This is a genomic window from Microbacterium trichothecenolyticum (assembly GCF_030818955.1).
Classification (GTDB): domain Bacteria; phylum Actinomycetota; class Actinomycetes; order Actinomycetales; family Microbacteriaceae; genus Microbacterium; species Microbacterium trichothecenolyticum_B.
Window position 1 is genome coordinate 1644467 of record NZ_JAUTBF010000001.1, and the last position, 17186, is coordinate 1661652.

Sequence of the window (17186 nt, forward strand, 5' to 3'; positions counted from 1 at the left end):
CGTTTCTTGTCGAGGAGGCTCAAAAGGCGGGGGTACCCCCTCGCTAGGCTGGGAGGATGCCGAAGATCGCCAAGGTCCTTGTCGCCAACCGCGGCGAGATCGCCGTCCGAGTCATCCGCGCCGCCCGAGATGCGGGGAAGGCCTCCGTCGCCGTCTACGCCGACCAGGACCGCGACGCCCTGCACACCCGCCTCGCCGACGAGGCGTACGCGCTCGACGGTGCCACCAGCGCCGACACCTACCTCTCGATCGAGAAGATCCTCTCGGTAGCCCGCCGCTCCGGCGCCGACGCCGTGCACCCCGGCTACGGCTTCCTCGCCGAGAACGCCGACTTCGCGCGTGCCGTCATCGGTGCCGGTCTCGTGTGGATCGGCCCCCCACCCGAGGCCATCGAGGCTCTGGGCGACAAGGTCACCGCGCGTCACGTCGCCGAGAAGGTCGGCGCGCCTCTGGCCCCCGGCACCCCCGGTCCGGTCTCGGGCGCCGACGAGGTCATCGCCTTCGCCGAGGAGGTGGGTCTGCCGATCGCCATCAAGGCCGCATACGGCGGCGGCGGACGCGGCCTCAAGGTCGCGCGCGAGCTCGACGAGGTCGCCGAGATGTTCGAGTCGGCCACCCGCGAGGCGGTCGCGGCGTTCGGCCGCGGCGAGTGCTTCGTCGAGAAGTACCTCGACAAGCCGCGCCACGTCGAGACGCAGTGCCTGGCGGATGCGAGCGGCAACGTCGTCGTCGTCTCCACCCGCGACTGCTCGCTGCAGCGTCGTCACCAGAAGCTGGTCGAAGAGGCACCGGCCCCCTTCCTCAGCGACGAGCAGAACGCGGTGCTGTACGCGGCATCCAAGGCCATCCTGAAAGAGGTCGGCTACGTCGGTGCGGGCACGTGCGAGTTCCTCATCGGCGCCGACGGCACCATCTCGTTCCTCGAGGTCAACACGCGCCTGCAGGTCGAGCACCCCGTGTCCGAGGAGGTCACCGGCCTCGACCTCGTCCGCGAGCAGTTCCGTCTCGCGGAGGGCGAAGAGCTCGGCTACGACGACCCCGCGCCGACCGGTCACTCGATCGAGTTCCGCATCAACGGCGAGGACCCGGGCCGAGGCTTCCTGCCCCAGCCGGGTCCCATCCACGTCTTCAAGACGTTCGGCGGTCCCGGGATCCGGCTCGACTCCGGCGTCACCGCGGGCGACAGCGTCTCGGGCGCCTTCGACTCGCTGCTGGCCAAGATCATCGTCACCGGCCGTGACCGCGCCGAGGCGCTGGAGCGCTCGCGCCGAGCCCTCGACGAGTTCGAGGTCGCCGGCATGCCGACGGTGCTGCCCTTCCACCGCAAGGTCGTGCGCGACCCCGCGTTCACGGCGGAGAACGGCGAGTTCGGCGTCTTCACCCGCTGGATCGAGACCGAGTTCGTCAACGACATCCCCGCGTGGGACGGCGAGCTCGAGGCCCCCGCCGCGGCGCCCGGCCGCCACACGGTCGTCGTCGAGGTCGGCGGTAAGCGCCTCGAGGTGAGCCTGCCCGACCGCATCACCGCTGCCGCCCCCCAGATCGGCCGCCCCGCCGCCGCTCCCCCGTCCCGTCGCTCGCACGCGGCCTCGCCCGCCGCCGGTGCCACCGGCGACGCGGTGAAGTCGCCGATGCAGGCCACGATCGTCAAGGTCGCGGTCGAGGAGGGCCAGCAGGTCGTCAAGGGCGACCTCGTGGTCGTGCTCGAGGCGATGAAGATGGAACAGCCCCTGCAGGCGCACAAGGACGGCACGGTGACGGGGATCGACGCCACCCCCGGCGCCACGGTCTCGGCCGGCCACCAGCTGCTCGTCATCAGCTGAGCGCGTGGCGCTGGAGTCGCTGCGTCCGCGCGACGTGGCACCCGACTACCGGTCGCCGTACGGCATCCGTTTCGAGGTCCCCGAGGTCGACCGCCTCGCGGGCCTCGACGCGTTCCCCTGGAACGACGCCTCCGCGCAGGCCGTGCTCGCGGCGTCGGACTGGTACGCCCCCGAGACCGAGCAACGCTATGGGTCGTGGGGGCCTCGAGCGCGGCGTTATCCCGCCCCGACGGTGACAATGGATGCCGCGACGGCGCGCGAACGCGTCGTCGCGGTCGCCGCCGCGTTGATCGGGCTGGACTATCAGCACCACCACGTGCCGGCCTGGGAGCCACCGCCCTGGTGGCGGCACAAGACCGTGCGTTCCGGGCGGCAGGGCGCGGGCGTGGACTGCAGCAACTTCCTGGCCTTCGTCTTCTCGTACGCGCTCGGCGTCGACCTCCCCACCGCTATCCGGGAGCAGGCCGCGCTGCACCGCGCCCCGGTCGAGGGGCGCCTCTGGTCGTCGCGCGTCGAGCTGATCGAGGGCGATTACGACACCCTCCTCGCCCGGCTTCAGCCCGCCGACCTCGTGTACGTGCGCTCCGATGCCGGGCCCATCTCGCACGTCGTGCTGTGGCTGGGCTCGTGCGGCACCGGGCCGAGCCCGACGCCCCTCGTGATCGACGCGCACGGCGAGGGCGTGCTCGACGCCGACCGGGTCGAGATCCCCGCGGGCATCCGCATCCGTCCCTATCGCCGAGCCGGCTGGTACGGACGCCGCACCGCCTTCGCGCACCGCATCGTCACGGACTGAGCGGGCGGGCGACGCCGGCGCTGCTCCCCGCACCCCCACGCATAAACGCGATCCGCGCGCATAAACGCGCTCTCCCCGCGTTTATGCGAGCAAACAGCGTTTATGCGTGAGATGTGGGGCGACGGGGGCGCTCAGTCCTCGCCCGGGTCGTCGCGATCGACGATGTGCATGGCGCGGGCGGCGTCGGTGATGCTCGAGGTCAGCGACGGGTACACCGCGAACACCCGCGCGACCTGGTCGACGGTCAGGCGACGCTCCACCGCGATCGCGATGGGGTAGATGAGCTCCGACGCCTTGGGACCGACGATGACACCGCCCATGACCGTGCCGCTGCCCTTGCGGGCGATGAGCTTGACGAACCCGTCGGTGATGCCCTGCATCTTCGCCCGGGGGTTGGCCGAGAGGGGGAGCTTCTTCACGACACCGGCGATCTTGCCGTCGATGACGTCCTGCTCGCTGAAACCGACCGTGGCGATCTCGGGAGCGGTGAAGATGTTGGCCGTGATGCGGCGGGTCTCGAGCGGGATGACGATGTCGCCGAGCGCGTGGAAGACGGCCTGGCGTCCCTGCATGGATGCCACGGATGCCAGGGGGAAGAAGTTCGTGCAATCGCCCGCGGCGTAGATGTTGGGGACCGACGTACGCGCCACGCGATTCACGCGGATGTGGCCCGAGGGAGTCATCTGCACCCCGGCCTGCTCGAGGCCGATGCCCGCGGTGTTGGGGATGGAGCCGACCGCCATGAGGCAGTGGCTGCCCTCGATGGTGCGACCGTCGGCGAGGGTCACGACGACCTGCTCGCCGGTGTTCACGACCGACTCGGCGCGCGCCTTCGCCAGCAGCGTCATGCCGCCCCGCTGGAACACGCGCTCCAGAACCGCTGCGGCATCCTGGTCCTCACCCGGGAGCACCTGGTCGCGGCTGGAGACCAGCGTCACCTTCGCGCCGAGGTTCATGTACGCCGAGGCGAACTCGGCCCCGGTGACACCCGAGCCCACCACGATCAGGTGCGTCGGCACCGACTTCATGTTGTACAGCTGCGTCCACGTGAGGATGCGCTCACCGTCAGGCTGCGCCGAGGGCAGCTCGCGCGGCGACGCCCCGACCGAGACGACCAGCGTCTCGGCCTCGATACGGTCGAAGTCGGTGCCCCCGGCCTCGGTCGAGACGACGACGGCGCCCGAACCGTCGAGGCGGCCGTGCCCCGCGATGATGCGGACGCCCGCCTCGAGCAGCGACGCACGCATGTCGTCGGACTGCTGCCGCGCGAGCGACAGCAGCCGCTGATTGACCGCGGCGAGGTTGATCGCGACTTCGGGGGCGAGGGGCTTGCCGCGGTCGTCCTTGGCGAACAGCTGGACGCCCAGATCTCCGGCGTTGCGGATCGCCACGGCCGCGTCGGCGGTGGCGATGAGGGTCTTCGAGGGCACGACGTCGGTGATGACGGCAGAGCCCCCCACGCCCGCGCGTTCCACGAGGGTCACGTCGGCGCCGAGCTGCGCGGCCGAGAGCGCCGCCTCGTAGCCGCCGGGGCCTCCACCGACGATCGCGACGGACTGCTTGCGCTCGAAGCTCTGCACCATGGCATCCATTCTGTCAGCGACGGAGAGGCGGCCGACACGCGGGCTCCCGGCGGCGGGTGCCTGGCCCGCGAGGTCGACGCTTCCTAGAGTGGGGGCATGTCCAACAGCACTTCTCACCCGCTCGACGACCCCGCGGTCGACCCGTTCGAGATCGCCGCGACCGCAGCGGACGACATCGCCCGCCTGACCGGCGTCGAGCACCACGACATCGCCGTCACCCTCGGTTCGGGCTGGGGGCGCGCCGCCGAGCTCATCGGGGACGAGACGGCGTCGTTCTCCGCGACCGAGGTGACCGGCTTCAGCAAGCCCGCCCTCGAGGGCCACGTCGGAACCCTGCGTAGCGTGCGCACCCCCGGCGGCAAGAACGTGCTGGTCATCGGCGCCCGCACGCACTACTACGAGGGCCACGGCGTGCGCCGGGTCGTGCACAGCGTCCGCACGGCCGCCGCGACCGGGGCGAAGACCATGATCCTGACCAACGGCGCGGGCGGCATCCGCGAGACGTGGAAGCCCGGCCAGCCGGTGCTCATCAGCGACCACATCAACCTCACCGCAGACTCTCCCCTGGAGGGCGCGACCTTCATCGACCTCACCGACCTGTACTCGTCGCGCCTGCGCGAGATCGCGCGTGGCATCGACCCGTCGCTCGACGAGGGCGTGTACTGCCAGTTCCGCGGTCCGCACTACGAGACCCCGGCAGAGGTACAGATGGCAAAGGCCATCGGCGGGCACATCGTCGGCATGTCGACCGCTCTCGAAGCCATCGCCGCGCGCCAGGCGGGCATGGAGATCCTCGGCTTCTCGCTCATCACGAACCTGGCAGCAGGCATCCAGCAGACACCGCTCAGCCACGAAGAGGTGCTCGAGGCCGGTCGCGACGCCGAACCCGTCATCTCGGCACTGCTCGCGCGCGTGATCGGCGCACTGTGAGCGCGTACGTCGCCGCCGCGCGGGCCTGGCTCGCGCAGGACCCGGATGCCGTGACCCGCGACGAGCTGTCGGCGCTCATCGCCCGTGTGGAGGAGGGGGATGCCGAAGCTGCGGCCGACCTCGAGGATCGCTTCTCGACACGGCTGGCGTTCGGCACCGCGGGTCTGCGCGGAACGCTCGGCGCGGGCTCCAACCGCATGAACCGCGTGCTCGTCGCCCAAGCCGCCGCCGGGTTCGCGGCGTACCTGCGCGAGCGATCCTCCGGCACGCCGACCGTCGTGGTCGGCTACGACGGACGCCGCAACTCCGATGTGTTCGCGCGCGACTCCGCCGAGATCTTCGTCGGCGCGGGACTCGACGTCATCCTGCTCCCCCGGATGCTGCCCACGCCCGTGCTCGCGTTCGCCGTGCGCCACCTCGGTGCCGACGCCGGCGTCATGGTCACCGCGAGCCACAACCCGCCCGACGACAACGGCTACAAGGTCTACCTCGGCGGTGCCGACGCGGGTGCGCAGATCGTCTCGCCCGCCGACGCGGAGATCGCCGCGCACATCCAGCGCGTGGCCGATGCGGGCGACATCACCGTGCTGCCCCGCTCGGTCGGATACTGCAATGCGCCCGAATCGGTCGTCGACGCGTACGTCGCCGCGACCGCCGCCGTCGCGCCCGCCCCGGCCGGAGCCGAGGGCCTGCGCTGGGTCTACACCGCCCTGCACGGCGTGGGATGGGAGACGTTCTCGCGCGTGCTGACGGAGGCCGGCTACCCCGCGCCCGCTCTCGTCGAGGCGCAGATCCAGCCCGACGGCCGCTTCCCCACCGTCGCGTTCCCCAACCCCGAAGAACCCGGCGCGATGGACCTGGCGTTCGAGACCGGGCGCACGGTCGACGCCGAGCTCGTGGTCGCCAACGATCCGGATGCCGATCGCCTCGCGGTCGCCGTGCCCGATGCCGAAGCGCCCGGCGGATGGCGCCGCCTGACCGGCAACGAGATCGGGCTGCTGCTGGGGTGGCGCGCCGCCCGAGCCGCCGCGGCGGCGGGGACGGACGGCTCGCTCGCGTGCTCGCTGGTGTCGTCGCCGGGGTTGCAGGCGGTGGCCGAGCATTACGGCCTCGCCTTCCACTCCACCCTCACCGGGTTCAAGTGGATCTCGCGGGCCCCCGGCATCGTCTTCGGCTTCGAGGAGGCGCTCGGCTACCTCGTGAACCCCGACACGGTCCGCGACAAAGACGGCATCTCCGCGGCCGTCGCGCTGCTGGGCATGGCGACGGAGGCTCGCGCACACGGGCGTACCGTCGCCGACCTGCTGCGGGAGTTCCGCGAGTTGTTCGGCGCGTTCGCGAGCGACCAGATCTCGATCCGCGTCACCGACGTGAGCGAGATCGCCGGGATCATGGCATCCCTGCGCGCACAGCCGCCGGCTGCGCTCGGTGAGGTCGGGGTGGCGCGCATCGACGACCTGCTCGAGGGCGCCGACGGCCTGCCCCCGGGAGACGTGCTGCGCGTCTGGCTCGACGACGGTTCGCGCCTCATCGTGCGCCCCAGCGGCACCGAGCCCAAGCTCAAGCTGTACCTCGACGTGCGCGCCTCCTCGGCCAAGAAGGCCGCGCGGCGCCTGGCCGCGCTGCGCGCCAGCGCCGAGGCGCTGCTGGCGTCCATCCGCTGACCCCTCCCCCCTCCCCCCTCCCCCCTCCCCCCTCCCCCTCCCCTTGTTTGGGGCGCGATCCTCCGTGTGGGGCGCGGAATTGGCCGCCCCAAACGGAAAGGTGTGCCCCAAACGCGGAGCGACAGCCCTCCACATCGTGAGCTGTGGCGTGGGTTGTCCACAATGCGGGGCGGAGGGGCGGGGCGGACGGTTCGCGTGGGTCAGGGTGAGGAGATGTCACCCCTCGACATCCCGCTCCTGCACCGTGCAGACCTCCTCGCGCAGGGAACCGACCATCACGGTCTCGACCGGCGCCTGCGCGCCGGGACGCTCGCGCGTGTGCGGCCCGGCGTCTACATCGACCCGCGGCGAGCGGCGTCGTTCCGCCCCGAGGAGTGGATCATCGTGCGCGCCCGTGCGCTCGCCCGGGCGTGTTCTCGGCCGACCGTCTTCTCGCACCAGACGGCCGCGGCCCTCCACGGTCTACCGGTGCTTCATCCCGGCGAGCGCGTACACATCACCCTCGACGAGCGTCGCCGGGGATCCGTGGCGGGCGCGGTGAGGCACCGGGGAGAGCTCTCCACGGATGACGTCGTGTCACGGTGCGGGCTGCACACGACGAGCCTCGCGCGAACGGTGGCGGACATCGCACGGACGGCTCCCTTCGATGAGGCGGTGTGCGCGCTCGACGGTGCCCTTCGCCAGGTGGCGGTCAGGGCGATCGGGTCGTACGACGAGACCGCGGCGGGCGCTTTCACGGCGGAATCCCTCGCCCTCGTGGAGCGTTCGTCCCACGGCAGGGCGAGGGCACGCAGAGCGATCGCCTTCGCGGATGGTCGGGCCCAGCTTCCCGGCGAGAGCATCAGCCGTATCCGCCTGCACGAGCTCGGATTCCGCGCCGTGCGCCTGCAGGTCGCGGTGACCGGTCCGTCGGCGAGCACGTACTTCGTGGACTTCGGCATCGACGAAGCGAAGGTCTGGGGCGAGTTCGACGGACGCACCAAGTACCTCGACGACGAGATGCGCGCGGGGCGCTCGACGGCCGACGTGCTGCTGACGGAGAAACGGCGCGAGGACTGGATCCGTGGCGTGACCGGACGCCCCGTCGTCCGCTGGGGCTGGGCGGACCTCCGTGACGCCGCCACGCTCGGAGCGCGTCTGTCGTCGTTCCACGTCGCGCTGCCGTGACGCCGCCGCTTGGGGCGCGCGATTCCGTTCGGGGCGCGGCATTCCCCGCCCCGAACGGACGATCACGCCCCAACCCCGGGCGGGTGGGACGGGCGGGACGGGCGGGCGGGTGGGCGGGTGGGTGGGAGGGACGGGGAGGGAGGGGCGTCAGCCGTCGATCACGGCCACCAGCTCGTCGAGGAACGCGGCGAAGTCGGTGCCGCGGCGCACGATCCGCTGCACGCTGTCGCGCTCGCTGAACACTTCCACGAACTGCTCGAACACCGTCTGGAACGCCTCGCGGTCGGTCTCGCTGAACGCCACGAGCGCCACGACCTGCACGCGACCCTCGCCCCAGGTGATCGAGGGGTCGGCGATGCCGATGGCGATGCGCGTCTGCGTCGCGGTCATGCCCATCGCGTGCGGCACGGCGAGCGCGTCCGTGAACGCCGTCGACGAGATCGCCTCGCGCTCCACGGCGCGAGCGACGTAATCCTCATCGATGACGCCCTGCCGCCGCAGCAGCGCCCCCAGATCGCGGATGACGCCGGCCTCGCCGTCGGTGGCATCCACGCCTCGCACGAAGGCGTCGGGCGAGAAGTACCGCTCGAGCTCGGCGCGGAGGCGCGCGAGGCGCCTGCCGCGCCGCACTCGTCCGGCCGCGGCCCGCACCCGTTCGACGTCGGCCTCGGTGAGGAACGGCTGGATCCGCACGAATCGGTCCCCCGCGCGCGGCGGGTCGATGGTCGTGAGCACGAGGTCGGTGTCGATCCCCTCCCACGCCGGGTCTATGCGCGTCTCGACGCCGACGACCTCGATCGCCTGCCCGAGCGAACGGTCGACGCTCGAGCGCAGCAGCTCGTGGAGCTCGTAGTACCCCGGGCACACGATCGTGGCCGTGAGCAGCTGATCGGCGCGGCGACTGCGTTCGAGGCGCCCGCCGACGTGCATCGCGACGTAGGCGATCTCGTCGTCGAGGATGGGGATACCGAGCGACTCCTGCAGCCCGGTGCAGATGTACACCGCCACCTCGAAGATCATCGGGTACGTCGACTTCAGCGACCGGGTCAGCGGATTGCGCGACCACGCCTGTTCCCGCGCGCGGTGCAGCAGGTTCTGCACGTGCAGCGCGAGTCGGAGGATGAAGTCGTCGTGCGCGATGTCGACGAGGAACTGGGATGCCGCGGCCTCGACGATCGCGCGGACGGCGGCCTCCACATCGGGTGAGAGGCGCGCGCGCACGTCGTCGGCCGCGGGGGCGCCCGGGGCGACGATGCGCGTCAACACCAGCGTGGCGAGGTGGCGGAGGTCGCCCTGCCCGAGCTGGACGCCGATGTGCTTCAGGGTCAGGCGGTCCAGCAGCTCCGCGACGGCGGCGGTCGCGTCGGAGACGTCGGACCCGGTCGAGCCGAGAGCGCGGTCGCGCGTGGTGCGGTCGGCCGCGATCGCGATGTGCATCACGACGTCGCCGATGCCGATCTCGTTGACGAAGTAGCCGAGGGCACCGAGCTCGGCGACCAGCTCGGCCTTGAACGGTCCGAAGGCCCGGGCTCCCACCGACCTCTCGCCGAGCGTGCGCCGCAGCGCGTCGAGGTCGAAGTGTCCGGCATCCATCTCGTCGTGCGCGAGCTTGGACAGCAGGCGTCGCTGCGCGACCTCGGTCCCGCGGAGACGGGCGAGGGATGCCGAGCGCTCGAGGGTCAGCTCGGTGCCGCCGAGCAGTCCCCGCACGCGTGACAGGTCGGCTTCGACCGTCGCGGCGCTCACGTGCAGCGCGTCGGCCGTGTCGTATACGTCGATGCCGTCGGCGGAATCGAGCAGGCGCCGTACGAGAGTGTGCAGGCGATCGCGCGGGGTGCCGGCATCCGAGGCTCCGGCGGCGCGCAGGGCGGCTGCGGCATCGCTTCCCGCGCGGTAGCCGAGGGGGCCCGACTCGATCGCCGTCCCGCCCGTGACGCGCGCATTGATCGCGGTGACGTAGGAGCGGACGCTGCGCGGCGTCACGCCCAGAGCATCGGCGAGGGATGCGGCCGTCGACCACTCCCCATCGCGCAGCAGCAGGGCCAGCAGGCGATCTTGGCGAGCTTTCGTCGTCACGATCCGTCCTCCGCGTCGCTCCCGGGATGGCGGCGCTGCTTCCATCCAACCACGCCATCGCCGTGGCAGCGCGGGCCCCGGCATCCGCGTTCCGGGGGGTGGGAAACGAACCTGGTTGTCCGCTGAGAACGCGGTGCGGACAATCGAGAGGAAGAAAGGCCGGTCGATGAGGATCCTCGTGGTGTGTGGAGCGGGTGCGTCGAGCACGTTCGTCGCGCAACGCGTCCGTCGTGCTGCGCACGAACAGGGCCTGGACTACGCCGCATCGGCGGGGACCGTGCGATCGCTTCCGATCGACCTCGACGAAGCCGACGTCGTTCTCGTCGGACCCCACCTGGCCAATGAACTCCCGCGTATCGAGCACGAAGCTGTGGCCCGCGACGTCGCGGTCGTCCTGCTGCCCGCCGACGTCTTCACCGACCGCGATGGCATCCGCACGCTCGCCCTCGTCCACGAGGCGCTCCGCGCCCGCCAGCCCGCCGACAGCGTCTGACCCGCGAGAAAGACCACGCCCATGCCCCAGATCACACGAACGGTCCGCATCGGATCGTCGCACGGCCTGCACGCCCGCCCCGCGAAGCTCTTCGCGCAGGCCGCCAAAGAGTCCGGCATCCCCGTGACCGTCGCCAAAGACGCAGGTGGACCGGTGAACGCGGCCAGCATCCTGGGCATCATCGCGCTGGGTCTCGAGTACGGCGACTACGTCACCCTCACCGCCGACGGCGACAACGCCGAGGCCACCATCGATCGCCTCAGCGAACTGCTGACCACCGACCACGACGCCGAGTGAAGAAGCCGCGTGAAAACGTCGGCCGATGAGCCCCCGCACAGAAAGAACATCATCATGACGGAACTCCGTGGAGTCGGAATCGGACTGGGCGTCGCCCAGGGACCCATCGCGCGCATGGCCGAGCCACTGCCCGCCCCGAAGGATGCCAAGAGCGAGCTGTCGATCGACGACGAGACCGCCCGCGTGCGCGAGGCCATCGGCGCCGTCGCCCGCGAACTCGAGGCACGGGGAGCGCAGGCCGGCGGCGCCGCGCGCGACGTGCTCGAGGCACAGGCCATGATCGCCGAGGACCCGACCCTCGAGGCCGAGGTCGACAGCCGCCTCGCGGCCGGCAAGACGGGCGAGTTCGCGGTGCACGACGCCTTCGCGTCCTTCCGCGAGCAGCTGGTCGCCCTCGGCGGCTACCTCGGCGAGCGCGCCGCCGACCTCGACGACGTCGCCCAGCGCGTCATCGCGCGCCTCCGCGGCGTCGCGGCCCCCGGCATCCCCGACCCCGGGTATCCGTTCGTGCTGGTCGCGAAGGACCTGGCGCCCGCCGACACCGCACTGCTCGACCTCGACAAGGTGCTGGCCCTGGTCACCACCGAGGGCGGCCCCACCTCGCACACCGCGATCCTCGCCCGCGAGAAGTCCATCGTCGCCGTCGTCGGCGCGAGCGGCGCGAAAGACCTGGTCGACGGTCAGACGGTGATCGTGGATGCCGCCGCCGGCGTCGTCACGGTCGACCCGAGCGACGACGACCTCGCGCGCGCCCAGCACCGTGCCGACGCGCGGGCCGCCGCGGCATCCGCTCCCCTCACCGACGGCGCCCTCGCCGACGGCACGAAGGTGCCGCTGCTGGCCAACCTCGGCAAGCCCGGCGGCGCCGCCGAGGCCGTCGAGCTGGGCGCGGAGGGCGTGGGCCTGTTCCGCACCGAGTTCCTCTTCCTCAGCTCCAGCTCCGCCCCCACCGTCGAGGAGCAGCGCGACGCCTACCTCGAACTGCTGAGCGCCTTCCCCGGCAAGAAGGTCGTCGTGCGCATGCTCGACGCCGGCGCCGACAAGCCCCTGCCCTTCCTCAACGACGCGCACGAGGAGAACCCGGCCCTCGGCCTGCGTGGCCTGCGTGCGCTGCGGGCCAGCGAAGACATCCTGCGCGAGCAGCTGACGGCTCTCGCCGAAGCGGATGCCGCGACGCGCAAGACCGAGGCGGGCCCCGCCGACCTGTGGGTCATGGCACCGATGGTGTCCACGGTCGAGGAGACCCGCTACTTCACGGAGCTCGCCCGCGACTACGGCTTGAAGACCACGGGCGTCATGGTCGAGGTCCCCTCCTCCGCGCTGCTGGCCGACCGGATCCTCACGATCGCGGACTTCGTCTCGATCGGAACGAACGACCTGACCCAGTACACCCTGGCGGCCGACCGCCTGCTGGGTTCGGTCGCCTCGTTCCAGGACCCGTGGCACCCCGCCGTCCTCCGCCTCATCCGCGAGGTGGGGGCCGCCGGTCGCGTCAACGGCAAGCCCGTCGGCATCTGCGGCGAGGCGGCGGCCGATCCGCTGCTCGCCGTCGTGCTCGTGGGCCTGGGCGCCACCACGCTGTCGATGGCCCCCACGGCCCTCGCCGACGTGCGCGCGACCCTGCTGCAGCACACCTTCGACGACGCCGTGCGCCTCGCCGAAGCCGCTCTCGCGGCCGACGACGCGGCATCCGCCCGGGAGGCCGCTCAGGCCGCCTCCTCGACCGCACGGGAGGCTGCACTCGCCACTTCGTGAACGCGCGGGGAGGCGGCGAGACACCGCCTCCCCTCACGGTTCGGGGGTGGTGTCTCGTCGCCCCCCGAATCACGCGGCGTAAGCCGTTTCCCCCCACCCGCACGGTCCCGCCGTGCACCACTCAAGGAGACACAGCAATGACGACGACGTCACCCACCACGAAGCCGGGAGGCGCTCGGGTCGCGGTACAGCGACTCGGCACGTTCCTCTCGGGCATGATCATGCCGAACATCGCGGCCTTCATCGCCTGGGGCTTCATCACCATGCTCTTCATCCCGAAGGGCTTCTTCGGGGCGGAGAGCCCGTTCGGCGCCGCCTGGCACTGGGCCCCGGTCGCCGAGATCCTCGGCGGCGGCGGCGACGCCGCCACGATCGGCTGGCCCGGCGCCATGACCGCCCTCGGCGCGACCGAGGACGGCACGACCTACCAGGGATACGTCGGCCTGGTCAGCGTCATGATCACCTACCTGCTGCCCCTGCTCATCGCCAACACCGGCGGACGCATCGTCTACGGTGCCCGCGGCGGCGTCGTCGCGACGATCGCGGTCATGGGCGTCATCGCCGGTACCGACATCCCGATGTTCCTCGGCGCGATGATCATGGGGCCGCTCGCGGCCTGGATCACCAAGCAGATGGACAAGCTGTGGGACGGCAAGATCCGCCCCGGCTTCGAGATGCTCGTGAACAACTTCTCGGCCGGCATCCTCGGCATGATCCTCGCGATCGTCGGCTTCTTCGCCTTCGGCCCCGTGTTCCTGGGCATCAGCACCGTCCTCGGCGGTGTCGTCGCCTTCCTCGTGCAGTTCAACCTGCTCCCGATCCTGTCGATCATCGTCGAGCCCGCCAAGGTGCTGTTCCTCAACAACGCCATCAACCACGGCGTGTTCACCCCGCTCGGCATCGAGCAGGTCGCCGATTCGGGCAAGTCGATCCTGTTCCTCATCGAGGCCAACCCCGGCCCCGGCCTGGGTCTGCTGCTCGCCTTCACGTTCTTCGGTGTCGGCGCCGCCAAGGCCTCGGCCCCGGGCGCGATCGTCATCCAGTTCCTCGGTGGCATCCACGAGATCTACTTCCCGTACGCCCTCGCCAAGCCCATGACGATCCTCGCCCTCATCGCCGGTGGCGCCTCGGGGGTCGCCGTGAACATGATCTTCGGCGGCGGTCTGGTCTTCCCGGCCGCTCCCGGCAGCATCATCGCGATCACGGCGGCAGCCGCCGGTGGCGGTGTGGGCAACGTGCTGGTGGTCTACCTCTCGGTGGTCGTCGCGGCGGTCGTGACGTTCCTCATCGCGGGCATCATCCTGCGTGCCTCGCGCAAGCGCGACGCCGAGGCCCAGGGCGACAGCTTCGCCGCAGCCATCGACCAGACCGCGGCGAACAAGGGCAAGGAGTCGTCGACCCTCGGCGCGCTCCGCACCCGCGCCGCCGGTACCGCCGGCTCGGGCACCACCGAGACGGCGGACCGCGACGTCGAGGGCACCCTGGGCGGCCTCGAGGGCGGCGTGGCGACCAAGCAGGTGAACACCATCGTGTTCGCCTGCGACGCCGGCATGGGCTCGTCCGCGATGGGAGCGAGCGTGCTGCGCAACAAGATCAAGAAGGCCGGCATCGAGGGCGTGACCGTCACCAACCAGGCGATCGCGAACCTCGACGGCTCGGCCGACCTGATCATCACGCAGAACCAGCTGACCGACCGCGCGAAGGCGCAGTCGCCCGACGCGGTGCACGTGTCGGTGGACAACTTCATGAACTCGCCGAAGTACGACGAGGTCGTGGAGATGGTCCGCACCCAGCACGGCGCGAAGTAAACCCCACCACGGAGGGGCCGGGACGAAACCCCGGCCCCTTCGTCTTCCCGTCCGGCCCGCGGTTTGCGAGGCTGGACAGCACGACGAGAAAGGCGAGAACCATGTCGAACGTCCTCCGCATCGAATCCGTCCGCATCCACCCCGGAAGCGCCACCCGCGAGGAGGCGATGAAGGAAGCGGCCGATCTGCTCCAGGCCGCGGGTTCGGTCACCCCCGACTACTTCGCCGCCATGCAGCAGCGCGAGGAGACCGTGTCCACGTACATGGGCAACGAGCTCGCGATCCCCCACGGCACCAACGAGACCAAGCAGGCGATCCTCGAATCCGGCCTGTCGGTCGTGCGCTACGACGGCGGCGTCGACTGGGGCGGGGAGCCCGTGACCTTCGTGATCGGCATCGCCGGCAAGGGTGACGAGCACCTCGAGATCCTGTCCCAGATCGCCATCCTCTTCTCCGAGGAGGACGACGTCGCACGTCTGAAGGCCGTCTCCTCCCCCGAGGAGCTCTTCGAGGCGCTGTCCGGATCCGTCAACGCATGAAGGCCGTCCACTTCGGCGCCGGTAACATCGGCCGCGGCTTCGTCGGTCTGCTCCTGCACGAGGGCGGCTACGACCTCGTCTTCTCCGACGTGTCGGCGGCACTCGTCGACGCCATCAACTCCGCGTCGTCGTACACCGTCCACGAAGTGGGCGAGGGCGGCGTCGACAAAGAGGTGACGGGCTTCCGCGCGATCGACAGTTCCGTGGATGCCGAGGCGCTCGTCGACGAGATCGCGACCGCCGACGTGGTCACCACCGCCGTCGGACCGACCATCCTGACCTTCGTCGCCCCGCACATCGTGGCGGGTCTCGCCCTGCGCGACCCCTCGCTCGCGCCCCTGCAGATCATGGCGTGCGAGAACGCCATCGGCGCGACCGACCAGCTGCGCGAGCACGTGGTCGAGCTCGCCGGGGAGTCCTGGGACGCCCTGGCATCCCGTGCCGTGTTCGCCAACACCGCGGTCGACCGCATCGTCCCCGCCCAGGCCGGGGGCGGCGTCGACGTCACGGTCGAACCGTTCTACGAGTGGGCGATCGAGCGAGCACCGTTCGGTGACACCCCGCCGCACATCCCCGGTGCGCACTTCGTCGACGACCTCGAGCCGTACATCGAGCGCAAGCTCTTCACGGTCAACACCGGTCACGCGACGACGGCGTACTTCGGTGCCCGCGCGGGCATCGAGCGCATCTCCGACGCGCTCGCCGATCCGACGATCGCCGCCGAGGTCGAGGCGGTGCTCGAGGAGACCAGCGCCCTGCTGGTCGAGAAGCACGAGCTCGACGCCGACGTGCAGGGCGAGTACCGGGCGACGATCCTGCGCCGATTCCGCAACCCCGCCCTCCCCGACACGGTGTGGCGCGTCGGCCGCCAGCCGCTGCGCAAGCTCTCGCGCCACGAGCGCTTCGTGGGCCCGGCCGCCGAGGCGATCGAGCGCGGGCTGCCCGTCGGCGCGCTGGTGTCGGCCATGGCCGCCGCCCTGGAGTTCTCGGATGCCGAGGACACCCAGGCCATCGAGCTGCAGCGCATGCTGCGTGAGCTCGACGCCAACGCCTTCACGGCGGAGGTGACCGGGCTGACTCCCGAGCACCCGCTGTACCCGCGGATCGTCGAGATCGTCGCGGCACGTCAGGCCGCGCTGTCCGCCTGAGCGCTCCGCCGCCCGTCCGCCGAACCACGGGGGACGGGCGGCGTTACGCTCGGAACGTGAACGAGACCGCATCCGAGCCGCGTCCGCGACGCCGCCGCTGGCTGCGCTGGACCCTCGCGGGCCTCGGCACGGTCATCGTCCTTCTCGTCGTCGGCATCCTGATCTACAGCCAGGTGGGTGTCATGGGGCCCGAACCCGACCCCCTGGCCGAGGCCGAGGCGAACCCGGGCCTGTCGATCGTCGATGACGGCGCGGGCATCGTGCTCTCCCCCACCGCGGGCGCGACGGGCCAGGGGCTCGTGTTCATCCCGGGTGCGAAGGTGCAGGCGGAGGGCTACATCGCGACCTTCGCCGACACGGTGGTCGACGACGGCGTGACCGTCGTCATCACGCGCCCCTGGCTGAACCTCGCGTTCTTCGACCCGCGCCCGCTGTCGACGTTCACCGACCTGGCGCCCGCGGTCTCCACGTGGGCCGTGGGCGGGCACTCTCTCGGCGGTGTCCGGGCCTGCCAGCTGGCGAGCGACGCCGATGCGCTCGTGCTCTTCGCGTCGTACTGCGCGAACGACCTGTCGGCATCCGGCATCCCGGTCCTCAGCCTCTCAGGCTCCGAGGACGGCCTCAGCACCCCGCAGAAGATCGCGGATGCCAAGGGCGAACTGCCCGCGGACGCCACCTTCGTCGAGATTCCCGGCGCCTCCCACGCGTCGTTCGGCGCGTACGGTCCTCAGGCGGGCGACGGCACACCCACGGCGGATCCCGCCGAGGTCGACCGCGTGATCGCCGAGCAGTTGGCGGGGTTCCTTCCGCGGCGGTGAGGCGGCGGCTGGGGCGCGGGCGCGGGCGCGGGCGCGGGCGCGGGCGTGTCCCGCGTTCCGGACGAGCGTGACAACATGCGGTCGGCGGGACCCGATCCTGCGGGGATCGGCAGGAGGTATCCGGAGCGCGGCACACGGCGACGCGAACGCTCACTCCTTCTGCACAGGCTCGGAACTGTCCACTGCTTCTCGACGCAGAGTCGGCAAGACCTCATGTCCGACGACCCTGGACGGATGCAAACCCGTTCCCCCCTCCCGGAAGCTCTTTCGACAAGCGCCCTGAGAGAGG

14 protein-coding genes are annotated in these 17186 nt (G+C 71.2%); 12 read left to right on the plus strand and 2 right to left on the minus strand.

Features of this window, described 5'->3' with window-relative positions; all coding sequences use genetic code 11:
* Positions 1-56: 56 nt before the first annotated feature.
* Both QE412_RS07835 and QE412_RS07840 read left to right on the plus strand, forming a co-directional pair.
* A complete protein-coding gene (locus tag QE412_RS07835) occupies positions 57-1823 on the plus strand; it encodes an ATP-binding protein (RefSeq protein ID WP_307481939.1) in 1767 nt (588 codons plus the stop codon).
* A 4-nt stretch (positions 1824-1827) separates the two neighbouring features.
* Positions 1828-2619, plus strand: a complete 792-nt coding sequence (locus QE412_RS07840) for an NlpC/P60 family protein (RefSeq protein ID WP_307481942.1) — start codon at positions 1828-1830, stop codon at positions 2617-2619.
* A 131-nt stretch (positions 2620-2750) separates the two neighbouring features.
* Here the strand turns inward: QE412_RS07840 and QE412_RS07845 are convergent, their stop codons facing one another.
* Positions 2751-4211 (minus strand): NAD(P)H-quinone dehydrogenase, encoded by a 1461-nt coding sequence (locus tag QE412_RS07845; RefSeq protein WP_307481944.1) that lies wholly within the window; start codon positions 4209-4211, stop codon positions 2751-2753.
* An 87-nt stretch (positions 4212-4298) separates the two neighbouring features.
* Here QE412_RS07845 and QE412_RS07850 point away from each other — a divergent pair, with 87 nt between their 5' ends.
* The 3 genes from QE412_RS07850 to QE412_RS07860 all read left to right on the plus strand — a co-directional run bounded on the left by QE412_RS07850 (position 4299) and on the right by QE412_RS07860 (position 7963).
* Positions 4299-5132 carry a purine-nucleoside phosphorylase gene (locus tag QE412_RS07850; protein ID WP_307481946.1) on the plus strand — a complete coding sequence of 278 codons (834 nt, stop codon included), beginning with the start codon at positions 4299-4301 and terminating at the stop codon, positions 5130-5132.
* Positions 5129-6796, plus strand: a complete 1668-nt coding sequence (locus tag QE412_RS07855) for a phospho-sugar mutase (protein WP_307481948.1) — start codon at positions 5129-5131, stop codon at positions 6794-6796. The genes QE412_RS07850 and QE412_RS07855 overlap by 4 nt, the downstream gene beginning before the upstream one ends.
* A gap of 213 nt (positions 6797-7009) precedes the next feature.
* Positions 7010-7963, plus strand: a complete 954-nt coding sequence (locus QE412_RS07860) for a type IV toxin-antitoxin system AbiEi family antitoxin domain-containing protein (protein WP_307481951.1) — start codon at positions 7010-7012, stop codon at positions 7961-7963.
* Between the two features lie 147 nt (positions 7964-8110).
* On the opposite strand, the gene QE412_RS07865 is transcribed toward QE412_RS07860, so the two are convergent.
* Positions 8111-10039, minus strand: coding sequence for a BglG family transcription antiterminator (locus QE412_RS07865; protein WP_307481956.1), 1929 nt, complete (start codon positions 10037-10039; stop codon positions 8111-8113).
* Positions 10040-10205: 166 nt separating this feature from the next.
* Here QE412_RS07865 and QE412_RS07870 point away from each other — a divergent pair, with 166 nt between their 5' ends.
* From QE412_RS07870 to QE412_RS07900, 7 genes are all read left to right on the plus strand, one after another.
* A complete protein-coding gene (locus tag QE412_RS07870) occupies positions 10206-10532 on the plus strand; it encodes a PTS sugar transporter subunit IIB (RefSeq protein WP_307481958.1) in 327 nt (108 codons plus the stop codon).
* 21 nt (positions 10533-10553) lie between these two features.
* On the plus strand, positions 10554-10829 hold the full coding sequence (locus tag QE412_RS07875) for an HPr family phosphocarrier protein (RefSeq protein WP_307481961.1): 276 nt from the start codon (positions 10554-10556) through the stop codon (positions 10827-10829).
* 54 nt (positions 10830-10883) lie between these two features.
* Positions 10884-12584, plus strand: coding sequence for a phosphoenolpyruvate--protein phosphotransferase (ptsP, locus tag QE412_RS07880; RefSeq protein ID WP_307481964.1), 1701 nt, complete (start codon positions 10884-10886; stop codon positions 12582-12584).
* 137 nt (positions 12585-12721) lie between these two features.
* On the plus strand, positions 12722-14392 hold the full coding sequence (locus QE412_RS07885) for a PTS mannitol transporter subunit IICB (protein WP_307481966.1): 1671 nt from the start codon (positions 12722-12724) through the stop codon (positions 14390-14392).
* A gap of 101 nt (positions 14393-14493) precedes the next feature.
* On the plus strand, positions 14494-14931 hold the full coding sequence (locus QE412_RS07890; protein WP_307481969.1) for a PTS sugar transporter subunit IIA: 438 nt from the start codon (positions 14494-14496) through the stop codon (positions 14929-14931).
* Positions 14928-16079, plus strand: a complete 1152-nt coding sequence (locus QE412_RS07895; protein WP_307481972.1) for a mannitol-1-phosphate 5-dehydrogenase — start codon at positions 14928-14930, stop codon at positions 16077-16079. The genes QE412_RS07890 and QE412_RS07895 overlap by 4 nt, the downstream gene beginning before the upstream one ends.
* Before the next feature lie 56 nt (positions 16080-16135).
* Positions 16136-16897 carry an alpha/beta hydrolase gene (locus QE412_RS07900; RefSeq protein WP_373426537.1) on the plus strand — a complete coding sequence of 254 codons (762 nt, stop codon included), beginning with the start codon at positions 16136-16138 and terminating at the stop codon, positions 16895-16897.
* The last annotated feature ends 289 nt before the right edge of the window (positions 16898-17186 follow it).

What these genes read in the sequence shown, in the direction of transcription:
- QE412_RS07835 (WP_307481939.1), top strand. Translation starts at nt 57, where the DNA reads ATGCCGAAGATCGCCAAGGTCCTTGTCGCCAACCGCGGCGAGATCGCC.
- QE412_RS07890 (WP_307481969.1), top strand. Translation starts at nt 14,494, where the DNA reads ATGTCGAACGTCCTCCGCATCGAATCCGTCCGCATCCACCCCGGAAGC.
- QE412_RS07860 (WP_307481951.1), top strand. Translation starts at nt 7,010, where the DNA reads ATGTCACCCCTCGACATCCCGCTCCTGCACCGTGCAGACCTCCTCGCG.
- QE412_RS07850 (WP_307481946.1), top strand. Translation starts at nt 4,299, where the DNA reads ATGTCCAACAGCACTTCTCACCCGCTCGACGACCCCGCGGTCGACCCG.
- QE412_RS07895 (WP_307481972.1), top strand. Translation starts at nt 14,928, where the DNA reads ATGAAGGCCGTCCACTTCGGCGCCGGTAACATCGGCCGCGGCTTCGTC.
- QE412_RS07875 (WP_307481961.1), top strand. Translation starts at nt 10,554, where the DNA reads ATGCCCCAGATCACACGAACGGTCCGCATCGGATCGTCGCACGGCCTG.
- QE412_RS07845 (WP_307481944.1), bottom strand. Translation starts at nt 4,211, where the DNA reads ATGGATGCCATGGTGCAGAGCTTCGAGCGCAAGCAGTCCGTCGCGATC.
- QE412_RS07885 (WP_307481966.1), top strand. Translation starts at nt 12,722, where the DNA reads ATGACGACGACGTCACCCACCACGAAGCCGGGAGGCGCTCGGGTCGCG.
- ptsP (WP_307481964.1), top strand. Translation starts at nt 10,884, where the DNA reads ATGACGGAACTCCGTGGAGTCGGAATCGGACTGGGCGTCGCCCAGGGA.
- QE412_RS07870 (WP_307481958.1), top strand. Translation starts at nt 10,206, where the DNA reads ATGAGGATCCTCGTGGTGTGTGGAGCGGGTGCGTCGAGCACGTTCGTC.